Origin of the sequence: Leifsonia sp. NCR5, assembly GCF_002105485.1 — a bacterium.
GTDB lineage: Bacteria > Actinomycetota > Actinomycetes > Actinomycetales > Microbacteriaceae > Leifsonia.
Genome location: NZ_NCSR01000001.1, coordinates 79,126 through 97,969, shown reverse-complemented (window position 1 = coordinate 97,969; position 18,844 = coordinate 79,126). Strand labels below are relative to the sequence as shown.

Below are 18,844 nucleotides of genomic sequence, written 5' to 3'. Positions count from 1 at the left end.
CCGCTCCGGCCGCCGAGGTCAGTCGGCTCGGCGCATCCCTGCCCGGTGCTGGTCGACCAGGAGCTCGGCCGCCGCGCGGGCCTGCTCGGCGGCGCCGATGGTGATCGCGACATCCGCGCCGCGACGCCGGGTGATCACGATGCCTTCGCTCTTGCGCGTGACGTACGCGATGCCCCTCGTCGAGATCCGGAAGCCCCAGCCGCCCCAGCGGAGTGGGCTGATCTGCTCGGCCGACACCGCGTCGATGTCGTCCAGCTTCACCCGGATGAGCGGGATGCGGAAGACCGTGGAGACGAGCCGGATGCCCCGGGCGTCGACGACGAGCCGCACGCTCGCGAGCAGAAGGAGCGTGCATCCCAGCAGGAGCAGGAAGGTCGCGGCGGCGATCAGCGCCGGTGTCGCGATGGCGGCGACCAGGCACAGGATCCCGCCAGCGATCAGTGCGGCGGCCGGCGCGCCGAACCACGCGCTGCCGGTGGTGCCGGACCAGACCAGCCGATCGCCCGAGCGCAGCGGAGGGGTCGGGCGCTCGCGCCGGTCGTCGTCGCTGTCGCCATCGCTGTCCGTCTGCCCCTCTGCGGGAGGAACGAAAAGGAACGCCAGCGCCCCGAGCCCCACGACGGGGATGAGCAGAAGGAGCCGGGCGCCGAGCACGGCCTCCTCGGGCGTCGCGGCCGCAGCTGTGGCCTCCGCCGATGCCGTCCAGGCGAGGGCGGACAGCCCGGACAGCGCGACGACGATGCCCACCCACATCCGGGCCTGGGGTGTGGTCCGCGCGGCGACGACGAGGGCGATCGCACCGGCCGTGAGACCGGTGACGATCGCTGCGAACATCCAGAACGTGGGCCAGGTGTCCGCGAAACCGTCGGGGGCGCCCGTTCCGGACCAGTGCGACGCCATCCGCGAGCCGAGCTTCGGGCCGACGGTCACGGCCGTGATGATCAGCCAGGCCGGCGGCACCAGAGCGAGGGCGACCGCGATGCTGCGGCGGACAGCTCCGCGCCGCCTCATGCGATCCCCTTGATGATGACGGAGAGCTCTGTCGAGCTGATCCCGGCCTTCGCGGCTTCGGCGACGAGGGACGCGGCCGCTTCGAAGACGGTGCGCACGGAGGCGGTGTCCCCGGCCACGACGACAGCGCCTCGCCCGCGCCGCAGGTCGATCACCCCGGCCTCGCGCAGCGTGTCGTACGCGCGCAGCACCGTGTGCATGTTCACTCCGAGCGACCCCGCCAGCTCCCGCGCGGACGGCAGGCGTTCTCCGACGCGGATCTCGCCGCCGGCCACGCCGAGCCGCACCTGCGCGACGATCTGCTCCGCGAACGACGCGGCGGACTCGGCCTCCAGACGGATCAACATGTTCGCATTCTATACAAACAAGTGGCAAAGGGAGAAAAGTCCCTAACGCATCCCCCCTCCCCGCCGATAGTCGGCACCGTGACCACCCTGCACGCTCCTGAGACTGCGCCTGAGGCGCCGGTGTACGACTTCCGGCGTCCGACGACGCTGGCGCGCGAGCACTCGCGGGTGCTCGAGCTCGCGTTCGAGACGTTCGCGCGGCAGTGGGCGACGCAGTTGACCGCCAAGGTGCGGGTGCTCAGCCAGGTGGAGTGCGAGTCCGTCGCCATGCAGACGTACGACGAGTACGCCGCATCGCTGCCCGCGACCACCGCGATGGTGCTCTGTGAGCTCGACGGCATCGCGCCGAAGGGCGTCATCCAGTTCCCGACCGTCGCCGCCCTGTCCTGGGTGAACGCGATGCTGGGCGGAACGGGCAACCCGGTGGATGCCGAGCGCACCTTCACGCAGATCGAGCACGCGCTCGTGCGGCGGCTGATGGACGACGCGCTCGAAGACCTGCGGTATTCGCTGGGCGCCCTGCTGGTCACGCCGATCGGCGTCGACGCCATCCAGTACAACTCGCAGTTCGCGCAGGCGGCGGCCACCGCGGAGCTGATGATCGTCGCCACCTTCGAGCTGCGGGTGGGGGAGAACGTCGCACCGGCGACGCTGGCCCTTCCCGCCATCGTCCTGCTCCCTCAGCTGGGGGAGACCAACCCGACCAGCAGTGCCGACGACGCACGCGAGCTCCTGGATGCGCAGCTCGCCCACGTGCCCGTCGACGTCTCCCTGCGGCTCACCCCCGCACGGGTCAAGCCGAGCGTCGTGCTCGGGCTCGCCGTCGGCGACCTGCTCCCGATCCCGCATCCGCAACACCGACCGTTCGATCTCGCCGTCGGGGGCCACCCCGTCGCCGGTGCAGCGCTGGGCTCCAGCGGCTCGCGCCTGGCGTGCGTGATCGTGAACACAGAGGACTGACAGACCATGAGCATGACCACCACCGGTACGGCGTCCGCCCTGAGCGCATCCGATGCGCTCGCCGCGGCGAACGCCCTCGTCGGCGTCCTGCCGACGGGCACGCCGCTGACCCCGCGCCTGCACACGCTCGGCGCGTTCGCCGGGGCGACCGGCAGCGCCGTGGTCGCCAGCTTCGTCGGCGCTGTGTCCGCCGATCTGGCCGTCGTGCTGCTGGATGCGCCGAGCATCGTCGACGACGCGGCGGACGGTTCGCCCGTCGTCGCCATCCAGGATGTGCTGCAGCCCGCCATCGAGGCGGCCAGCGACACGCTCGGCGCCGGGGTGCTCGACGACGCGCGGGTCGAGGATGCGACCCAGCTGTTCGAGGACGCGGGAACCGTCGTGTTCGAGCTGGCCGGTGCATCCGGGATCGTCGGCTGGTTCGCCATCCGGGGACGTGCGAGCGCGAACGAGCGCGACCTCGGCTCGGGGTCGATCGCGGGGAAGCTGGGCCGCATCAGCAACGTCGAGATGGCGTTGACGGTGGAGATCGGCCGCACCAGGATGCCCGTGCGCGACGTGCTCGCGATGGAGCCCGGCGCGGTCATCGAACTGGACCGCTCCGCCGGGTCGCCCGCGGACGTGCTGCTCAACGGCCGTCTGATCGCGCACGGCGAGATCGTGGTCGTCGACCAGGACTACGCGGTGCGCATCACCAAGATCCTCGACGCTTCGGAAGACCTGGACTGACTTTTCGTGGACACCCTGTTCGTCGCCTTGCGCGTTCTCGTCGTTCTCGGCGTGATCGTCGCTCTGCTCTGGTACGTGCAACGGCGCGTCACCAAGGGCAAGCGCGGCGTGCGCCGCGGCAACGCCGTGACCGTGGTCGGCCGCCAGGGCGTCGGCTCGAAGGCGTCGGTCGTCGTGGTGGATGTGGACGGCACCCGGTTCGTGCTCGGCGTCACGGAGCGGAACGTCAACGTGCTCGCCTCCGGTGACCGCCCGGTCGACCTGGAGGCAGAGGTCACCCCGATCGCCCGCGTGCGGCAGACGTTCGCCAAACCGATCAACCAGCAGAGCCCGCTCAACCCGCAGAGCCCGCTCGACCAGCAGACCCCCATCGAAGACCACCCCATGACCACCCAGGACGACGCGCAGGATGCGCTCCCGTCCGCAGCAGCAGGACGGCAGGTGGGCGCCGTGAAGCCCGCGAAGAACACCAGGCAGGATGCCGATTACCTGACGGCGCAGGGACGCGCCTCCGTATTCGACGAGGCCCTCAAGGGCTCGATCCTGTCACCGGCAACGTGGAGGCAGGCGAGCTCGGCGGTGCGGCCCAAGAAGTGATCGCCGCGGCCGGGCGGCTGATCCGCTCCCCACGGTTCGTGATCGCGGTCGTGCTCGCCGTCATCTCGGCGATCGCGATGGTGCTGCTCACGGCGAACGTCGCGCACGCAGCCCCGCTGCCGATGGTGCCTGAGCCGGTCCCCACCCCGACCGGTCCGGCCGGTCCCGGCGGAGGCACCGGCGGCGTCACCATCGACATCAACGGACCGAACGGGACGCCGTCCGCGGCCATCCTGACCCTGCTGGGCATCACCCTGCTGTCCGTCGCACCCGCGCTGCTGCTGATGATGTCGTCGTTCACCAAGATCTTCGTCGTCCTGGCTCTCACCAGGAACGCCCTCGCGCTGCCGTCGATCCCGCCGAACCAGGTGCTCGCCGGCCTCGCCCTGTTCCTCAGCCTGTTCATCATGAGCCCGGTGCTGATCGACATCAACAACTCGGCCGTTCAGCCGTACCTGAACGGCCACATCGACTTCACCGCGGCGGTGCATCTGGCCGAGGGGCCGTTGCGGGGCTTCATGCTGGCGCACGTCCGCGAGGAGGACATCGCGCTGATGACGCGTGCGGCCGGGCGCCCGAACCCGGCGAGCCCGTCCGCCGTCCCGATGCTCACGCTCATCCCGGCGTTCATGATCTCGGAGCTGCGGGCCGCGTTCATCATCGGCTTCGTGATCTTCGTGCCGTTCCTGGTGATCGACATGGTCGTCTCCGCCGCGCTGATGTCGATGGGCATGATGATGCTCCCGCCGGTGATGATCTCGCTGCCGTTCAAGATCCTGCTGTTCGTGCTGGTGGACGGCTGGGGCCTCGTCATCACGAGCCTCATCACGAGCTATCGGGGTGGCGGATGAACGCGAACGCGGTCCTCGACATCGCCATGCAGGGCCTGATGATCACCGCCAAGCTGGCCGCGCCGATCGTGGTCACGGCGCTCGTGGTCGGCTTCGCCATCTCCCTGGTGCAGTCGATCACCCAGATCCAGGAGGTGACGCTCTCGTTCGTGCCGAAGGCTGCTGCTGTCGGGGTAGCGCTCATCGTCTGCGGGCACTGGATGATCTCCGAGCTGATCACCTTCACGAACGTGCTGTTCGAGAAGATCCCGTCTCTCCTGGGCGGCGGCTGATGTACATCCCCATCGACCTGTCCACCATCGAGGCCATCGCGCTGGCGTCGCTGCGCATGGTCGCGTTCCTGGTGATCGCGCCGCCGTTCTCCTACAACGGCATCCCCGCCCAGATCAAAGGGATGCTCGCCATCGGCCTCGCCGTGGCCGTCGCCCCACGGGTCGCCGCCGGGTACCACTCCGCCGACATCGGGATGTTCCTCGTCGACCTGCTGCGGGAGCTCGCGGTCGGCGCGACGCTCGGCTTCCTGGTCTACCTCGTGTTCGCCGCCGTGCAGTCGGCCGGCAGCCTGGTGGACCTGTTCGGCGGCTTCCAGCTGGCGCAGGCGTTCGACCCGCAGTCGATGATCAACGGCGCCCAGTTCACCCGGCTGTTCCAGATGACGGCGCTGGCGCTGCTGTTCGCATCCGGTGCGTACCAGTTGATCATCGGCGGGCTGATCCGCTCGTACGACGCCATCCCGCTGGCGGCGGGCATCGACCTCTCCGACCCGGCCAAGCAGATGGTCACCGGGGTGACCCAGATGTTCGTGGCCGCCGTGCAGATCGCCGGACCGCTGATCGTGGTGCTGTTCCTCGCCGACGTCGGCCTCGGCCTGCTCACGCGCGTGGCACCGGCGCTCAACGCCTTCTCGCTCGGTTTCCCGCTGAAGATCATGCTCACCGTCGTGCTCTCCGCGGTGCTGTTCGTTGCGTTGCCGGGGGTCGTCGAGGGCCTGACCGGTACTGCTGTCAAGACGATGCTGGGGGTGGGCCGATGAGCGACGCGCAGGAACGCACAGAACAGGCGACCGACAAGCGGATGAAGGAGGCCCGCGAGAAGGGCCGCCTCGGCAAGTCGATGGACCTCACCGCGTGGGTGGGCGTCGGGGCGGCGGCCGTGATGCTGCCGTTCACCATCGGGCTCGGCAGCAGCGCAGGGGTCGACCAGCTGTTCACCGTGCGCTCCATCATCGAGAACCCGGACCCCGCGGCAGCGCTGAAGGCCCTCGGGGACGGGCTCGGCAGCATCCTGGGCACCATCGGCCCGCTGCTGGCTGTCGCCGCCATCGCGATCATCGGCGCGGCGGCCGCCCAGGGCGGCGTGCACCTCAAGAAGCTCGAGGGCAAGTACGAGCAGTTCAACATCGTCAAGGGCGTCGCCAGGGTGTTCGGGATGCGAGCGCTCTGGGAGGGCGCGAAGACCCTGCTCAAGTCCGCGGTCGTCGCCGTCGGCCTCTACCTCGTGGTGCAGGGGCTCATGCCCGTGCTGCTGACCGCGGGCAGCCTGTCCCTGAACTCCCTGCTCGCCGCCGCGACCAGCGGCGCGACCGGCCTGCTGCAGGCCGCGGTCGGCGCCGGTCTGGTGCTCGCAGGGCTCGACGTGCTCGTCGTGATGCGCCGCAACCGCAAGCAGACCCGCATGACCAAGCGCGAGGTGCGCGACGAGCAGAAGAACAGCGACGGCGACCCGCTGATCCGGTCGCAGCGCCGCTCCCGCCAGCTCGCGATGAGCCGCAACAGGATGATCGCCGCCATCGCGATGTCGGATGTGGTGCTCGTCAACCCGACGCACATCGCCATCGCCATCAAGTACGAGCCGGGCAAGTCGGCCCCGCGCGTGGTCGCGAAGGGCTCCGGAACCATCGCGCAGCGCATCCGCGAGAAGGCGGAGGAGGAGCGGGTGCCGATCGTGAAGGACATCCCGCTCGCCCGCGCGCTGCACGCAGGATGCCAACTGGGCGACGAGATCCCCGTCGACCTCTACAACCAGGTGGCGAGGGTGCTCGCGTTCGTCATGTCGCTGAAGGCCCGCGGCTCCGCATACGGAACCCACACCATGACCCCGATCCTGGGAGGCATCTGATGAGATCGACCACCACCAAAGTCGCCGTGCCCATCGGGGTCGTCGGCATCATCATGCTGCTCGTGGTCCCTGTGCCCGCCTGGCTGCTGGACACGCTCATCATCGTCAACATCATGCTGGCGCTGGTCATCCTGCTCACCACGATGTTCGTCAAGAAGCCGCTCGACTTCTCGGTCTTCCCGTCGCTGCTGCTGGTGGCGACCCTGTTCCGGCTGGGCCTCAACGTCGCATCCACCCGCTTGGTGCTCGGCGACGGATACGCCGGCCAGGTCATCCAGGCGTTCGGGCATGTGGCGGTGGGCGGCTCCATCATCATCGGCGCCGTGGTGTTCCTCATCCTGATCGTCATCCAGTTCATCGTGGTCACGAAGGGTGCCGAGCGCGTCGCGGAGGTAGGCGCGCGCTTCACCCTCGACGCCATGCCCGGCAAGCAGATGGCGATCGACGCCGACCTCAACGCCGGTCTCATCACCGAGGAGCAGGCCCGCACCCGCCGTGCAGAGGTGTCGGCGGAGGCGGACTTCTACGGGGCGATGGACGGCGCATCCAAGTTCGTCAAGGGCGATGCCATCGCGGGCATCCTGATCATCGTCATCAACGTGGTCGGCGGTATCGCCATCGGCATGATCCAGCGCGGCATGGAGATCGGCGACGCGGTCAACTCGTACACGCTGCTGACCATCGGTGACGGCCTGGTCACGCAGATCCCCGCGCTGCTGATGGCGGTCTCCACCGGCATGATCGTCACGCGCTCCAACGCGGAGGCCGACATCGGCACGACGGCGAGCGGACAGCTCAGCCAGTCGCGCAACGCCCTGACCATCGCCGGATGCGCGGCCATCGTGATGGCGCTCATCCCCGGGATGCCGCCCATCCCGTTCGTGCTGGTCGGCGCGTTCCTGATCCTCGCGGCGCAGCGGCTCAAGAACTCGCAGGCCGCCGCGAAGAAGGCGCAGGCGGCGCAGGCCGCCGTCGCGAACGCCGGCAAGGGGGAGACCACGGACGACCTGCTGGAGCAGATGCGCGTGCACGCCCTGGAGATCACCCTCGCGCCCGACCTGGTCGACATCGTCAGCGGGGCATCGGACGACCTGCTCGCCCGGGTGCGCGCCCTGCGCCGCAAGATCGCGCTCGAACTGGGCATCATCGTGCCGCCCGTGCGCACCAGGGACAGCGCGGACCTGCCGCCCTCCACCTACGTGATCAAGATCGCCGGCGTGGAGGCCGGGCGCGGTCAGGCGCCGAGCGGGCGGGTGCTCGCACTCGGCGACGCACTGGATGCGCTGCCGGGCACCCCGACGGTCGAGCCGGTCTTCGGGCTGGGCGCGAAGTGGATCCCGAGCGAGATGCGGCACAGCGCCGAACTCGGCGGTGCGACCGTGATCGACCGCGTCTCCGTGCTCATCACGCACCTGTCGTCGATCATCACCGCGAACGCGGCCAGGCTGCTCACCCGCGAGGACGTGCGCCAGCTCACCGAGGGCGTGAAGCAGGTGAGCCCGTCTGCTGTGGACGAGCTGATCCCGAACCTGCTGACCCTCGCCGAGGTGCAGCGGGTGCTTCAGGGGCTGCTGATCGAGCAGGTCGCGATCAACGACCTGCCGCGCATCCTGGAAGCCCTCGCGCTGCGGGCGAAGACTTCGAACGACCCGGAGGGGCTGGTGGAGGCCGCGCGGTCCGCCCTCGGCCCTGCGGTCGTCGCACCGCACCTGGACGGGTCGACGTTGCGGGTCATCATGATCGACCCCGGCCTCGAACAGGCCATGCTCGAAGGTCTGCGGCCCTCGGAGTTCGGCACACAGATCGTGCTCGACCCGGTGCGACTCGAAGCGGTGCTCAGCTCGCTGCGGCAGACGGCCGCGCAGCTCGACGACCAAGGCGTCTCCGCGATCCTGGTCTGCGCCCCCGCTCTGCGACCGGCGATCCGGCGGCTGGTGGCCGGGCAGCTGAGCGGCCTTGCGGTGCTGTCGTACCAGGAGGTCACGTCCGTGCCTGCGCAGATCGAGACGGTGGGGGTGGTGCGCGTTGTGGAGCCGATCGCGGCCTGAGTGGGTGGACGCTGCGGAGTACGGCGGCGACGCCGAGGAGGAGGTGCTGCCCGCGGTGTCCACCTCGTCGGCGGCGTTCGCGGCGATCCTTGACGATCTCGTGCGCGTGGTGGGGGAGACGGAGTCCGGCGCGCTGGCGCCGGAGACGCAGGAGTCGCCGGAGAAGCCCGAGCCGCCGGAGCTGGATGAGCGGCTGCAGGCCGCGCTCGTAGCCCGGCAGGAGGCCGCGGAGGCCGTTCCGGTCTCACCGCCCGCACCCGCACCCGCACCCGCACCGCCCGACTCGCCCTCGCACGCGTCCGCACCGCCTGCCCGCCTGCGCGGACGCGGCGACCTCACGCTCGTCGTCGGACTTGGCGCGGACGCTGTCTCCGCATCCCGTGTCTTCTCCGCCTCGGTCGAGGACGCAGAGGTGCGGCCGGGCGGCTGCTCCCGCGCCGCCGCCCCGCGCGTCGACGACCGCCGCGGTGCACTGCGTGCCAGGGCGGACGGGGTGCGCAGGGAGCGCTCGGTGATCGCCGCATACGGCCTGGAGCACGGCGCGGACGACCTGCCCGCGCTCGCCGAATCGCTCGCCGGGATCGCGCCCGATCAGGTCTGGGTGGCCGTCGACGCGTCCCGCAAAGCCGAGGACACCGCCGCCTGGGTGGCCGCAGTGGATGCGGTGCTCGCGGTCGACGGGATCGCCGCATCCGGTGCCGCCTTCACCAGCACGCCGGAGTCGGTGGATGCGCTGGGCTTTCCCGTCCTGTGGCTGGACGACGCGCCCCGCTAGGCTGAAGCAATGCTGGTATTGACGCGCAAGGTCGGGGAGCGGGTGCTCATCGGCGACGACATCGTCGTGACGATCCTGGATGCGCGCGGCGACGGCATCCGGATCGGCATCGACGCACCGCGCGGGGTCCGCATCCAGCGCGACGAGGTCATCCGCGCGATCACCGAGGCCAACCAGCAGGCGACAGAATCCGCGGCGACCACGGTCGACCCGGAGGCCGTCATCAAGAAGTCGCTCGGCCTCGACTGACCGGCTGTCGTTTCGGCGTGGGCGCTAGCTCAGCCACTCGAAGTAGAACGTCCCGACGCCGACCGCGATGAGCACGCCGGCGATGATCCAGAACCGGACCACGATGGTCACCTCTGCCCATCCCATCAGCTCGAAGCTGTGGTGGATCGGGGTCATCGGGAACAGGCGCCTGCCGTGCGTCGCCTTGAAGTACGCCCGCTGGACGATGACCGATCCCGCCTCGATGACGAACAGGCCGCCGATGAGGATGAGGAGGAGCTCGGTGTGGGACTCGATCGCCAGGGCGCACAGCGCACCGCCGAGGCCGAGGGATCCCGTGTCGCCCATGATGATCTTCGCCGGGTTGGTGTTCCACCACAGGAAGCCGATGAGTGCGCCGCAGATGGCTGCGGCCACCACGGCGAGGGAGAGCGGATCGCTCGTCGGGTAGCACCTGGCCAGGTTCTCCGGCCGGATGTTCGCGTTGGAGCAGGACTGGTTGAACTGCCAGAACCCGATGAGCACGTACGAGCCGATGGCGAGTATGGATGCGCCGGTCGCGAGGCCGTCGAGCCCGTCGGCGAGGTTCACGCCGTTCGTGGTCGCCGAGGCGAGGACGTTCACCCAGATCAGGTAGAGCACGATCCCGACCACCGGCACCGCCGTCGCGATGCGCGCGAGGTCGAGTGCGGGGATGTCACGCACGGCGGAGATCGCGGTGGACGCCGGGGTGTGTCCTGAGGCATCCGGGAACTGCAGGGCGAGCAGGCCGAAGACGGTCGCGACGACCGCCTGGCCGCCGATCTTGGCCCAGCCGCCGAGCCCCAGGCTGCGCTGGTTGTGCACCTTGAGGAAGTCGTCGACGAACCCGACCGCCGCCATCCCGACGAACATGAGAAGCACCAGGAGCGACGACGGCGAGATGCCGTCTCCACCGTTGACGAGTGCGGCGACGAAGAACCCGAACAGCGTCGCCAGCAGGATGACGATGCCGCCCATCGTCGGCGTGCCCCGTTTGGAGTGGTGCGATTGCGGGCCGTCGTCCCGGATGAACTGGCCGAGTTCGAGCCGCGTGAACAGCCGGACGAAGAGCGGTGTCAGAAAGAGCGAGAAGGCGAGCGCGAGCGCGCCGGCCAGAAGAAGAGTCCCCACGGCTGCAAGTCTGGCAGTCGACCCGGCAGAATACTGGCATGACAGTCCTCAGGACCGAGCGCGGCCTCGACAGGCTCGTCAACTTCTCCGACGCGGCGGTCGCCATCGCGATCACCCTGCTGATCCTGCCGCTGGTGGATGTGGCGGCGGACATCGAGCACCAGTCGGTCGGCGCGTTCATCGGCGACCACCAGGGCGAACTGCTCGGCTTCGGCATCTCGTTCGTGGTGATCGGCCGGTTCTGGATCATCCACCACCAGGTCTTCGAACGGGTCCGCGACTACTCGATCACGATGATCTGGCTCAATTTCCTCTGGCTGGGCTCGATCGTCTTCATCCCGTTCGCCACCAACCTCGTCTCCGCCATCGGGGGCGACCGCGGCGACGTGGATGCGGTCTACATCGGCAACATGGTGGTCGCGAGTCTCGCCATGTGGTTCATCGAACTGCACCTGGTGCGGCATCCGGACCTGCTGCGAGAGGGCGCGCTCGAGAGCATCGACCTGCTGCGCAGCCTGTCCCCGACCATCCTGCTGGCTGTCGCCCTGATGCTCGCGGTGCTCTTCCCCACGGTCGGCCTGTTCTGGCTGCTCGTCCTGTTCCTCGGCAGGCCGCTGCACCTGCTCCTGCAGCTGCTGTTCCGGCGACGGGGTTCACAGGGAACGGCCTGAGGGCTACCGTCGGGGCGACACAGTCAGGAGAACCGATGCGTCCCAAGTTTTTGCTCATCCTCGTGATCGCGGGCATCGCCTACGTCCTCGGCGCGCGCGCCGGACGTGAGCGCTACGACCAGATCACCTCGGCGGCCACGTCGTTCTGGAACGACCCCAACGTGAAGAAGGCGCGCTCGGAGGCCAAGAAGAACGCCGAGAAGGCGCGCAAGCTGGCCGCCAAGAAGCTCCGCTAGGCGCTCAGCCGACGACCGCGGCGCGCTGGCGGGTGGGACCGGCGGCGAACGCCTCGATCGATTCGGTCCACGGACGCTCGGCTCGCCAGGAGAGTTCGGTCGCTATGCGCTCGGACGATGCGGTGATGTGACGCACATCCCCGAGCCGGTACTCGCCGGTGACGATCGGCGCCGGGCCTCCCGTCGCCTCCGAGAGAGCGCGGGCGAAGTCTCCGATCGTGCGTACAACGCCGCTGCCGACGTTGTAGGCGCGGGCGGTGCCGTCCGGCCGGTCTCCCAGCCGCTCGACCGCACCCAGATTGGCATCGGCGACATCGCGCACGTCCACGAAGTCTCTGCGCTGGCCGCCATCCTCGAACACGCGCGGCGGACGTCCGGCCGCGAGACTCGTGCGGAAGATCGAGGCGACCCCCGCATACGGCGTGCCGATGGGCATCCGGGTGCCGAAGACGTTGTGGTAGCGCAAGGCCACGACGCGACCATCCGTCGACCGGGCCCACGAGCGGGCGAGGTGTTCCTGCGCCAGCTTGCTGGCGGCGTACACGTTGCGCGGATCGGCGGGGTCGTCCTCCGCGATGAGCAGGGGCTCCAGAGGCCGGCCGTCCGCGTCCAGGGGGTCGAAACGGCCCGCATCGAGATCGGCGACCGACCGTTCCGGGGGCTGTCGCACGACTCCGCCGTCGCGGTAGAGGCCCTCGCCGTAGACGACCATCGACGAGGCGAGCACGAGGCGGCGCAGCCCGGCGCCCGCCATCGCCGCGAGCAGCCGCGCCGTGACGCCGACGTTCGACGCGACGTAGTCCGGCGCGTCGGAGAAGTCGACGCCCAGCCCGACCTTCGCGGCCTGATGGCAGACGGCATCCACGGAGCGCAGTAACCCGACGGAGGTGTCGCCCGCGTCTCCGACGACCAGGTCGACGTCGCCGCGCAACCCGTCGAACCACTCCGGAACGGCGGCATCGGCGTGCACATCCGGCCGCAGGGAGTCGATGACCGTCACCCGCCAGCCGCGGTCGACGGCGCGTTCGACGATGTGCGAGCCGATGAAGCCGAGCCCGCCGGTGACGAGCAGGTGCGTCATCGGGCGTCCTCCAGCGCATCCCGTCGCACAGGCGCGGAGAGCACCCGCTCGACCGCCGCCTCCGGGATCAGCCGCCGGGCGCGGTACCCGTCCGGCACGGCCGCCACGGTCGCCGCGATGGCGGCCCGGATGCGCGGCCCGGCGTTCGCCATCCGCTCGAGCACCAGGGCGGCGTCCGCCGACTCCGCCGTGTCGCCGTCTGCGGTGCCCGCATCCGTGTCGGTGATGAACGAGATGGTCGCCAGGCCGATGTTCAGTTCCGCGGCGAGCACGGCCTCCGGATACTGGGTCATGTTGACGATGTCGGCCCCGGCCGCACGGAACCAGGCGGATTCCGCCCTGGTCGAGAATCGCGGCCCCTGGATGACCACGCTCGTCCCGTCCGGGATCACCCGCTCGCCGAGCGAGCGCAGGGCTCCGACCGCGATCTCGTGCATGGCGGGGTCGAACGGGTCGGCGGCGGGCAGATGCTGCACGTCCGTCCCGTCGAAGAACGTGTCCGGCCTGCCGTGGGTGCGATCGATGAGCTGGTCGGGAACGAGGAAGGCGCCGGGCGTCGCGCGGGCGGAGATGCCGCCGACGGCGGACGATGTCACGATGACGCGCACGCCGAGCGAGGCGAGCGCCCAGACGTTCGCACGGTACGGCACCCGGTGCGGCGGCAGCGAGTGGCGCTCGCCGTGGCGGGCGATGAACGCCACCCGGCGACCGCCGAGCTCACCGATGGTCACCGGACCCGCCGGTGGGCCGTACGGCGTATCGACGGCGATGCTCTCGGCGTCTCCGCGGTCGAACAGCCGGTACAGGCCGGAGCCGCCGATCACTCCGATCGCTGCTGTTGTCATGGTGTCTCCTTCGTCAGGGATGCGGGCTCCAGCGTCGTCGCCGGGGGTCTGGTGGGTCGCCGCCGCCACCGCACGACCGTGGCGCCGCCCGCGAAGACGGCGGCGGCGAGGATGACGAGCGTCGCCCCCACACCGCCGGGCACGAGCGTCCGCACGCTGAGCGCCAACGGCACCACGAGCCATTCCCAGCGGCGGCTGAGGGCGATGAACGGCACGAGGACCAGCGCATACCAGGGGTAGGCCGGGCTTGCGATGAGCAGGACGGCGCCGATGGAGACGACCTGCGCGACCCACGGCTGCGCCGGGTCGGCGAACCACCACGAGGCGATCAGTACGGCCAGGATGAGCGCGGCGGCCACGACCGTCGCGGCGGCGCTGGGCAGCACGCCGGACAGCAGCGCGAAGCGGGAGCCGCTGTCGTAGCCCTCCTCGCTCAGGTACCCGGGGAGGTAGCCGAGAACCGACCAGCCCGTGATCGCGACGTATGGCACGTAGGTGAGCGCGAACGTGAGCACGGCCGAGGCGCCGACTCCGACCGGGCGTCGCCTGGCGAGGGGTGGGGCGGCGATGACCGGCACGAACTTGGTCGCCATCGCCAGCCCGATCCCCATGCCGACCAGCAGGGCGCGCCGCCGGCTCAGACCGTCGCGCGCGCCGACGGAGACCGGCACCGCCGCGAACGTGGCGGCCACGATGAGGAAGACACCGAGCGCATCCACGTGGGAGTTGGTCACCGCCTCGGCCGCGACGAACGGCGACCAGCCCCAGACGGCGGCCCAGCGGACGTCGAGGCCGCGTTTGCGCATCCCGAGTACGAGCAGCACGGTGGTGGCGGAACTCAGCAGCAGACCGGCGACCTGCAGCGGAAGATACTCGGCGTCGTCGGGGACCACCGAACGCACCGCGGCGAAGAAGCCCTCGGCGACCGGCGGGTAGATGGTCGGCACGTGGGGGCGGTTCAGAGCGGTGCAGAGCGTCCCACCGCTTGGGATGCTCGTGGTCTGCTCGATCCGCGAGCCGGTGCAGTGCTCCGCGCCGTCGGCGCCGTCGGCCGGGGCGGGGAACAGCCACGGCACCCGGTATTGATCCAGTGCGTCGGACGCCGGCACGTGCGCGTACGGGGAGACGCCGTGGTTCTGCACGATGCCGTCCCAGGCGTAGCGCGCGGAGTCCGTGCTGAGGTTGGGCGGACCGGCCAGGGCGGCGACGCCGAGCGCTGCCGAGCCGGCGAGCACCAGGATGAGCGCTGCGCGACCGCGGACCAGCAGCAGGAGGAGGAAGGCCGCCACCGCGAGCGCCCAGGCCACACCGGTCGTGACGCCGAGCGTCGCTCCGCCGCCCGGCGCGAAACCGTCGACGGTCGCCGTCGACACAGCGGTGACCGTCACCAGCGCCGCGAGCAGCACGGAGACGGCCAGCACGGGCAGGACGGTGACCTTCACACCGAAAGTCTCACCGCTCCGCGCTGCCGCGGACCGCCGCTCGGGCACCTCGTTCGGGGATCGTAAGATTTGCCGCCGTCGCGAGCAGCCGGTCCGGATCACAATCGAGAGCATGTCGGTCACCGAGCGGCTCTCCGGCGTCATCGCCCAGCGGATGACGCACGCCCAGGCGGTGCTCGCCGCGCCCGCTCGCACGGCACGAGCCACCGTGGTGATCGGCCGGCTGCTCGCCATCGCCTTCCTGATCTGCTTCGTCACCGGCGTCTACAGCCACCTGCTGCAAGAGCCGCTGCCCGGGATGCGGTTCCCCACCTGGCCGGACTTCTACGCCTTCACGCAGGGGCTGCACATCACCGTGGGCGTCGCGATCTTCCCACTGCTGCTCGGCAAGCTGTGGACGGTCTACCCGCGGCTGTTCGTCTGGCCGCCCATCCGGTCGCTGCGCGAGGCCGTCGAGCGGGGCTCGATCGCGCTCCTCGTGTCGAGCGCGTTGGTGGAGCCGGTGATCGGGCTGATCAACACGTACCAGTGGTATCCCTTCCCGCTCCCCTTCCGTCAGACGCACTACGCGCTGGCGTGGGTGCTCGTCGGCTCGATCGCCGTGCACATCGCCGTCAAGCTCCCGACGATCGCGCGGTACTGGCGCCGCAGGAGCCGAGCAGAGGATCGGAGCGTCACCGATGACGGCTGACGACGGCATCACCCGCCGCGCGGTGCTCGGCACCATCGCAGCGTCCGCCGTGACCGCGGTGGCGCTCACGGCCGGACAGTCGTTCGGCTGGCTCGCTCCGCTCAACCTCTTCGCCCCGCGCGTCCAGCGCCTCGGTCCGCAGGCGCTCCCCGTGAACGTGACGGCGAAGGCCGCAGGGGTGGTCATGGCGGCGGGAGCGGACGACTGGCGGCTGACCGTCGCGAACGGCGCCAGCATCCGGCACCTCACGCTCGCCGACCTGCACGGGATTCCCGCCGCTACTGCCACGCTGCCGATCGCATGCGTGGAGGGGTGGAGCACCACGGCCGACTGGGGCGGCGTGCGGATGCGCGACCTCCTGCGCCTGGTCGGCGCGCCGGCGGACGCGAGCATCCGGATCGCCAGCCTGCAGCAGCGCGGCCCGTACCGGGTGACGACGATGGGACCCGAGTTCGCCCAGGACCCCACGACTCTGGTCGCCTCCGCCTCAACGGCGAGCCGCTCGACCTCGACCACGGCTATCCGGCCAGGGTGATCGCGCCGGGCCGGCCGGGCGTGCTGCAGACCAAGTGGCTGAGTTCCATCGAGGTGCTGCCGTGACGGGGGCGCGACGCCTCGTGGCGGCGGTCGGCATCGCGCTGATCGGATGCGGGGTCGTCTTCTTCGCCATCGACCTGACCGTCGGCGAGATCGCCGGAGTGGTCGTTTGGCTCGCCGGCGCGGTGATCGTCCACGACGCTGTGCTGGTGCCCGTGGTGACGGTCGTGGATGCTGTCTTGCGCCGTGCCGGACGGCGGCTGCCGTCCGCCGTCGTGACGGTCGTCCAGCTCGGGCTCGCGGTCGGCGCCCTGCTGACGGCGATGGTCGTTCCTGAGTTGATCGCGCAGGCGCGCGGGCCGAGGAACCCGACGGTCGTGCCCGGCGACTACGGCCAGAGGCTCGCCGTGCTCTGGGTGGCGATCGTCGTGCTGGTCGCGCTCGCCTCTGCGGTCATCGGCTGGCGAGCACGAAGGTCCGCCCGCCGGTCTCGACGGTCCTGACGTTCATCCCGAGCTCGGCAGCGAACGCGCCGGCAGCGTCAGCACCGACCTCCGCCCACGGGAACCAGGCGCTCCGCCCGCCGGAGGGATGCACGAGCTGAGCGTCGAAACTGGCGAACCTGGACGGTTCGGCGTGCGTCTCCACGAGCATCCGGCCGCCGGGGCCGAGCATGGCGGACGCGCGCGCGAGCAGGAGCCGCGGGTCGCCGCCGATCCCGATGTTGCCGTCGAGCAGCACAGCGGCGCCCCACGCGCCCTCGGCCGGAAGCCGGTCGAAGACCGACCGACGCAGCACGGGCAGCCCGAGCGCCCTGGCGTGCGAGACGGCCGCCGAGGAGATGTCGATGCCGAGGGCGAGCCGCCCGGCCTCGATGGCCGCGCGCACGATCCTGCCGGGGCCGCAGCCGATGTCGAGCACCGGTCCGGAGGTCAGGCCGAGCAGCTGCCGCTCGTGCTCCGTCGCGTCGGAGAGGAAGAGCGAGACGTCGAGCGGCGTCGCCGCCCTGCCGTCGACGACGACGTCCAGCCGACCGCCTCCACCGCGGAGCGCGAGGTCGTACGGCTCCGCTCCACCGCGGCCGAACGCGGCCGTCCTGTCCCTGGTGAGCGACCCGACGGTGCTCACGACGCGAGCTCTCGGGTGCCGAGCGACCGGAGCAGCTCTGCCAGCGCGGGCGAGCGCCGGGCAGCGGCGGGCACGTCCGCCGCCGTGTCGATGTCGGTCAGCGGCGGGAGCAGCCGCACGCGCATCCCGGCCCCGGTCAGGCGTTCCAGCTGCCTGGCGCCGGTACGGTCGGTGGACATCGGAACCCCGCGCACGAGAGCGCCGGCCGGTTCGCGCATCCCGAGCGCCCAGAAGCCGCCGTCGGTGGCCGGGCCGAACCAGGCGTCCGCGCCGCCGTTCCGCTCGCTCCACCCGGAGAACACCGGGTCGAACCAGCGGACGTCGACGTGCGGCGTGTCCATCCCGAGCAGCAGGAGCGGCTCGTCGACCGCGTCGAACAGCCAGGCGATCCGCTCGTCGAGGGAGCCGCCGACCTGGGGCAGGAGCTCCCAGTCGGCCGCGCCCTCCGGGGCGGCGACGCCGTCGAAGTAGAGGATGCGCCTGGTCGAGGGGAGCGCCTCCACCGCCCGCAGCGTGTCCGCGAGCGCCGCGGCGGCGATCCAGGCGGCCTCCTCGGCGCTGAACTCCGGCTGCAATCGCGTCTTCACGCGGCCGGGGATGCACTCCTTGGCGATCACGGCCAGCGCGGTCATCGCGCGCTCGCCGCGAGCCTGCGGCGCATGTCGACGACGGCCGTGAACGCACCGCCGACCGTGCCGGTCACCTTGGACCTCCCGATGCGGGGCAGATAGTCGACGTCCACCTGCCGCACCCGCCAGCCGGCCCGGTCGGCGCGCAGCACCAGCTCCACCGGGTAGCCGCTGCGGCGATCCTCCACGCCGAGGGCGAGCAGCGGGGCACGGCGCGCGGCCCGCACGGGACCGAGATCCCGGATGCTCGCAGCGGTCTTGGCGCTGAGCATCCGGGCGAGCACCCCGTTGGCCGCGCGGGAGACGAGAGGCCAGGCTCGCGGCGAGGCCGGTCGTCTCCGCCCGATGGTCAAGTCCGCCGCCCCGGTGGCGACGGGGGCGACGAGCGCGGGGAACTGCGCGGGGCTGATCGTGCCGTCCGCATCGCTCACGATCACGATGTCGGCGGTCGAGGCCAGCAGTCCGGCATGAACGGCGGCACCGTAGCCGCGGCGCGGTTCGCTGACGACCTGCGCACCGGCGGCCAGGGCGACCGCCGCGCTGCCGTCGGTGGATCCGTTGTCCACGACGATGGCGCCGTACCCGGGAGGGAGCGCTGCGAGCAGCGCGGGGAGAGCCTCCGCCTCGTCGAGGCAGGGGAACACGACGTCGATTCGATCCATCACGGACCCGACGCTACGCAGCGCCCCCGGCCGCCGGGCAGCCAGAATCTTACGAAACGCGGACGGTCGGATCCCGTCGTCGCGAGTGCTTGTCGACCGACCTATC

At 70.8% G+C, this 18,844-nt stretch carries 25 protein-coding genes; 16 read left to right on the top strand and 9 right to left on the bottom strand.

The window, feature by feature from the left end; genetic code table 11:
- Positions 1–18: 18 nt before the first annotated feature.
- Both B7438_RS00440 and B7438_RS00435 read right to left on the bottom strand, forming a co-directional pair.
- Positions 19–1,011, bottom strand: coding sequence for a DUF1648 domain-containing protein (locus B7438_RS00440; protein WP_085367375.1), 993 nt, complete (start codon positions 1,009–1,011; stop codon positions 19–21).
- Positions 1,008–1,358 carry a GntR family transcriptional regulator gene (locus B7438_RS00435; protein WP_085367374.1) on the bottom strand — a complete coding sequence of 117 codons (351 nt, stop codon included), beginning with the start codon at positions 1,356–1,358 and terminating at the stop codon, positions 1,008–1,010. The genes B7438_RS00440 and B7438_RS00435 overlap by 4 nt, the downstream gene beginning before the upstream one ends.
- 78 nt (positions 1,359–1,436) lie before the next feature.
- Here B7438_RS00435 and B7438_RS00430 point away from each other — a divergent pair, with 78 nt between their 5' ends.
- The 10 genes from B7438_RS00430 to csrA all read left to right on the top strand — a co-directional run bounded on the left by B7438_RS00430 (position 1,437) and on the right by csrA (position 9,685).
- Complete coding sequence (locus tag B7438_RS00430; protein ID WP_085367373.1) at positions 1,437–2,318, top strand: flagellar motor switch protein FliM; 882 nt, start codon at positions 1,437–1,439, stop codon at positions 2,316–2,318.
- A 12-nt stretch (positions 2,319–2,330) separates the two neighbouring features.
- A complete protein-coding gene (gene fliN / locus B7438_RS00425) occupies positions 2,331–3,047 on the top strand; it encodes a flagellar motor switch protein FliN (RefSeq protein ID WP_085367647.1) in 717 nt (238 codons plus the stop codon).
- A gap of 6 nt (positions 3,048–3,053) precedes the next feature.
- Positions 3,054–3,644 (top strand): flagellar biosynthetic protein FliO, encoded by a 591-nt coding sequence (locus B7438_RS00420; RefSeq protein ID WP_085367372.1) that lies wholly within the window; start codon positions 3,054–3,056, stop codon positions 3,642–3,644.
- Between the two features lie 77 nt (positions 3,645–3,721).
- Complete coding sequence (gene fliP / locus B7438_RS00415) at positions 3,722–4,495, top strand: flagellar type III secretion system pore protein FliP (protein WP_143465522.1); 774 nt, start codon at positions 3,722–3,724, stop codon at positions 4,493–4,495.
- Positions 4,492–4,767: a flagellar biosynthetic protein FliQ gene (locus B7438_RS00410; protein ID WP_085367371.1), complete on the top strand. Its 276-nt coding sequence runs from the start codon at positions 4,492–4,494 to the stop codon at positions 4,765–4,767. The genes fliP and B7438_RS00410 overlap by 4 nt, the downstream gene beginning before the upstream one ends.
- Entirely contained in the window at positions 4,767–5,528 is a 762-nt protein-coding gene (locus tag B7438_RS00405) for a flagellar biosynthetic protein FliR (protein WP_085367370.1), read from the top strand. Before B7438_RS00410 ends, B7438_RS00405 begins: the two co-directional genes overlap by 1 nt.
- Positions 5,525–6,613: a flagellar biosynthesis protein FlhB gene (locus tag B7438_RS00400; protein WP_085367369.1), complete on the top strand. Its 1,089-nt coding sequence runs from the start codon at positions 5,525–5,527 to the stop codon at positions 6,611–6,613. The genes B7438_RS00405 and B7438_RS00400 overlap by 4 nt, the downstream gene beginning before the upstream one ends.
- Positions 6,613–8,661, top strand: a complete 2,049-nt coding sequence (locus tag B7438_RS00395; protein WP_085367368.1) for a flagellar biosynthesis protein FlhA — start codon at positions 6,613–6,615, stop codon at positions 8,659–8,661. Before B7438_RS00400 ends, B7438_RS00395 begins: the two co-directional genes overlap by 1 nt.
- Before the next feature lie 4 nt (positions 8,662–8,665).
- Entirely contained in the window at positions 8,666–9,436 is a 771-nt protein-coding gene (locus B7438_RS00390; protein WP_256921812.1) for a hypothetical protein, read from the top strand.
- Positions 9,437–9,445: 9 nt separating this feature from the next.
- A complete protein-coding gene (gene csrA / locus B7438_RS00385; protein ID WP_085367366.1) occupies positions 9,446–9,685 on the top strand; it encodes a carbon storage regulator CsrA in 240 nt (79 codons plus the stop codon).
- A 24-nt stretch (positions 9,686–9,709) separates the two neighbouring features.
- On the opposite strand, the gene mraY is transcribed toward csrA, so the two are convergent.
- Positions 9,710–10,816, bottom strand: coding sequence for a phospho-N-acetylmuramoyl-pentapeptide-transferase (gene mraY / locus B7438_RS00380; RefSeq protein ID WP_085367365.1), 1,107 nt, complete (start codon positions 10,814–10,816; stop codon positions 9,710–9,712).
- 38 nt (positions 10,817–10,854) lie between these two features.
- Between mraY and B7438_RS00375 the strand changes: the two genes are divergently transcribed.
- Positions 10,855–11,487, top strand: a complete 633-nt coding sequence (locus B7438_RS00375; protein WP_085367364.1) for a TMEM175 family protein — start codon at positions 10,855–10,857, stop codon at positions 11,485–11,487.
- A 35-nt stretch (positions 11,488–11,522) separates the two neighbouring features.
- The gene (locus B7438_RS00370; protein ID WP_085367363.1) at positions 11,523–11,723 is read left to right on the top strand and encodes a hypothetical protein; all 201 of its coding nucleotides are present in this window, start codon (positions 11,523–11,525) and stop codon (positions 11,721–11,723) included.
- Positions 11,724–11,727: 4 nt separating this feature from the next.
- Here the strand turns inward: B7438_RS00370 and B7438_RS00365 are convergent, their stop codons facing one another.
- Genes B7438_RS00365 through B7438_RS00355 form a run of 3 tightly spaced genes read right to left on the bottom strand, consistent with a single transcriptional unit; the run spans position 11,728 to position 15,091 of the window.
- A complete protein-coding gene (locus tag B7438_RS00365) occupies positions 11,728–12,804 on the bottom strand; it encodes an NAD(P)-dependent oxidoreductase (protein WP_085367362.1) in 1,077 nt (358 codons plus the stop codon).
- Positions 12,801–13,649 carry an MTAP family purine nucleoside phosphorylase gene (locus B7438_RS00360; protein ID WP_085367361.1) on the bottom strand — a complete coding sequence of 283 codons (849 nt, stop codon included), beginning with the start codon at positions 13,647–13,649 and terminating at the stop codon, positions 12,801–12,803. The genes B7438_RS00365 and B7438_RS00360 overlap by 4 nt, the downstream gene beginning before the upstream one ends.
- Positions 13,646–15,091, bottom strand: a complete 1,446-nt coding sequence (locus B7438_RS00355; RefSeq protein ID WP_256921811.1) for a glycosyltransferase 87 family protein — start codon at positions 15,089–15,091, stop codon at positions 13,646–13,648. Before B7438_RS00355 ends, B7438_RS00360 begins: the two co-directional genes overlap by 4 nt.
- 112 nt (positions 15,092–15,203) lie before the next feature.
- Here B7438_RS00355 and B7438_RS20745 point away from each other — a divergent pair, with 112 nt between their 5' ends.
- Genes B7438_RS20745 through B7438_RS00345 form a run of 4 tightly spaced genes read left to right on the top strand, consistent with a single transcriptional unit; the run spans position 15,204 to position 16,822 of the window.
- Positions 15,204–15,782, top strand: coding sequence for a hypothetical protein (locus B7438_RS20745; protein ID WP_256921810.1), 579 nt, complete (start codon positions 15,204–15,206; stop codon positions 15,780–15,782).
- Positions 15,772–16,317, top strand: a complete 546-nt coding sequence (locus B7438_RS20740) for a molybdopterin-dependent oxidoreductase (RefSeq protein WP_256921809.1) — start codon at positions 15,772–15,774, stop codon at positions 16,315–16,317. The genes B7438_RS20745 and B7438_RS20740 overlap by 11 nt, the downstream gene beginning before the upstream one ends.
- Positions 16,314–16,382 (top strand): hypothetical protein, encoded by a 69-nt coding sequence (locus B7438_RS21000; RefSeq protein WP_373270179.1) that lies wholly within the window; start codon positions 16,314–16,316, stop codon positions 16,380–16,382. Before B7438_RS20740 ends, B7438_RS21000 begins: the two co-directional genes overlap by 4 nt.
- On the top strand, positions 16,379–16,822 hold the full coding sequence (locus tag B7438_RS00345; RefSeq protein WP_085367360.1) for a hypothetical protein: 444 nt from the start codon (positions 16,379–16,381) through the stop codon (positions 16,820–16,822). Before B7438_RS21000 ends, B7438_RS00345 begins: the two co-directional genes overlap by 4 nt.
- On the opposite strand, the gene B7438_RS00340 is transcribed toward B7438_RS00345, so the two are convergent.
- Genes B7438_RS00340 through B7438_RS00330 form a run of 3 tightly spaced genes read right to left on the bottom strand, consistent with a single transcriptional unit; the run spans position 16,773 to position 18,738 of the window.
- A complete protein-coding gene (locus B7438_RS00340) occupies positions 16,773–17,447 on the bottom strand; it encodes a class I SAM-dependent methyltransferase (RefSeq protein WP_085367359.1) in 675 nt (224 codons plus the stop codon). The genes B7438_RS00345 and B7438_RS00340 overlap by 50 nt on opposite strands.
- Positions 17,444–18,079, bottom strand: a complete 636-nt coding sequence (locus B7438_RS00335; protein ID WP_085367358.1) for a DUF2064 domain-containing protein — start codon at positions 18,077–18,079, stop codon at positions 17,444–17,446. Before B7438_RS00335 ends, B7438_RS00340 begins: the two co-directional genes overlap by 4 nt.
- Positions 18,076–18,738 (bottom strand): glycosyltransferase family 2 protein, encoded by a 663-nt coding sequence (locus B7438_RS00330; protein ID WP_179150693.1) that lies wholly within the window; start codon positions 18,736–18,738, stop codon positions 18,076–18,078. Before B7438_RS00330 ends, B7438_RS00335 begins: the two co-directional genes overlap by 4 nt.
- Positions 18,739–18,844: the final 106 nt, after the last annotated feature.

Excerpts from the sequence above, each read along its gene's own strand:
- B7438_RS00440 (WP_085367375.1), bottom strand. The coding sequence starts at position 1,011 with ATGAGGCGGCGCGGAGCTGTCCGCCGCAGCATCGCGGTCGCCCTCGCT.
- csrA (WP_085367366.1), top strand. The coding sequence starts at position 9,446 with ATGCTGGTATTGACGCGCAAGGTCGGGGAGCGGGTGCTCATCGGCGAC.
- B7438_RS00405 (WP_085367370.1), top strand. The coding sequence starts at position 4,767 with ATGTACATCCCCATCGACCTGTCCACCATCGAGGCCATCGCGCTGGCG.
- B7438_RS00435 (WP_085367374.1), bottom strand. The coding sequence starts at position 1,358 with ATGTTGATCCGTCTGGAGGCCGAGTCCGCCGCGTCGTTCGCGGAGCAG.
- fliN (WP_085367647.1), top strand. The coding sequence starts at position 2,331 with ATGACCACCACCGGTACGGCGTCCGCCCTGAGCGCATCCGATGCGCTC.
- B7438_RS00335 (WP_085367358.1), bottom strand. The coding sequence starts at position 18,079 with ATGACCGCGCTGGCCGTGATCGCCAAGGAGTGCATCCCCGGCCGCGTG.
- fliP (WP_143465522.1), top strand. The coding sequence starts at position 3,722 with ATGGTGCTGCTCACGGCGAACGTCGCGCACGCAGCCCCGCTGCCGATG.
- B7438_RS00330 (WP_179150693.1), bottom strand. The coding sequence starts at position 18,738 with ATGGATCGAATCGACGTCGTGTTCCCCTGCCTCGACGAGGCGGAGGCT.
- B7438_RS00375 (WP_085367364.1), top strand. The coding sequence starts at position 10,855 with ATGACAGTCCTCAGGACCGAGCGCGGCCTCGACAGGCTCGTCAACTTC.
- B7438_RS00410 (WP_085367371.1), top strand. The coding sequence starts at position 4,492 with ATGAACGCGAACGCGGTCCTCGACATCGCCATGCAGGGCCTGATGATC.
- B7438_RS00365 (WP_085367362.1), bottom strand. The coding sequence starts at position 12,804 with ATGACGCACCTGCTCGTCACCGGCGGGCTCGGCTTCATCGGCTCGCAC.
- B7438_RS20745 (WP_256921810.1), top strand. The coding sequence starts at position 15,204 with ATGTCGGTCACCGAGCGGCTCTCCGGCGTCATCGCCCAGCGGATGACG.
- B7438_RS20740 (WP_256921809.1), top strand. The coding sequence starts at position 15,772 with ATGACGGCTGACGACGGCATCACCCGCCGCGCGGTGCTCGGCACCATC.
- B7438_RS00400 (WP_085367369.1), top strand. The coding sequence starts at position 5,525 with ATGAGCGACGCGCAGGAACGCACAGAACAGGCGACCGACAAGCGGATG.
- B7438_RS00395 (WP_085367368.1), top strand. The coding sequence starts at position 6,613 with ATGAGATCGACCACCACCAAAGTCGCCGTGCCCATCGGGGTCGTCGGC.
- B7438_RS00370 (WP_085367363.1), top strand. The coding sequence starts at position 11,523 with ATGCGTCCCAAGTTTTTGCTCATCCTCGTGATCGCGGGCATCGCCTAC.
- B7438_RS00360 (WP_085367361.1), bottom strand. The coding sequence starts at position 13,649 with ATGACAACAGCAGCGATCGGAGTGATCGGCGGCTCCGGCCTGTACCGG.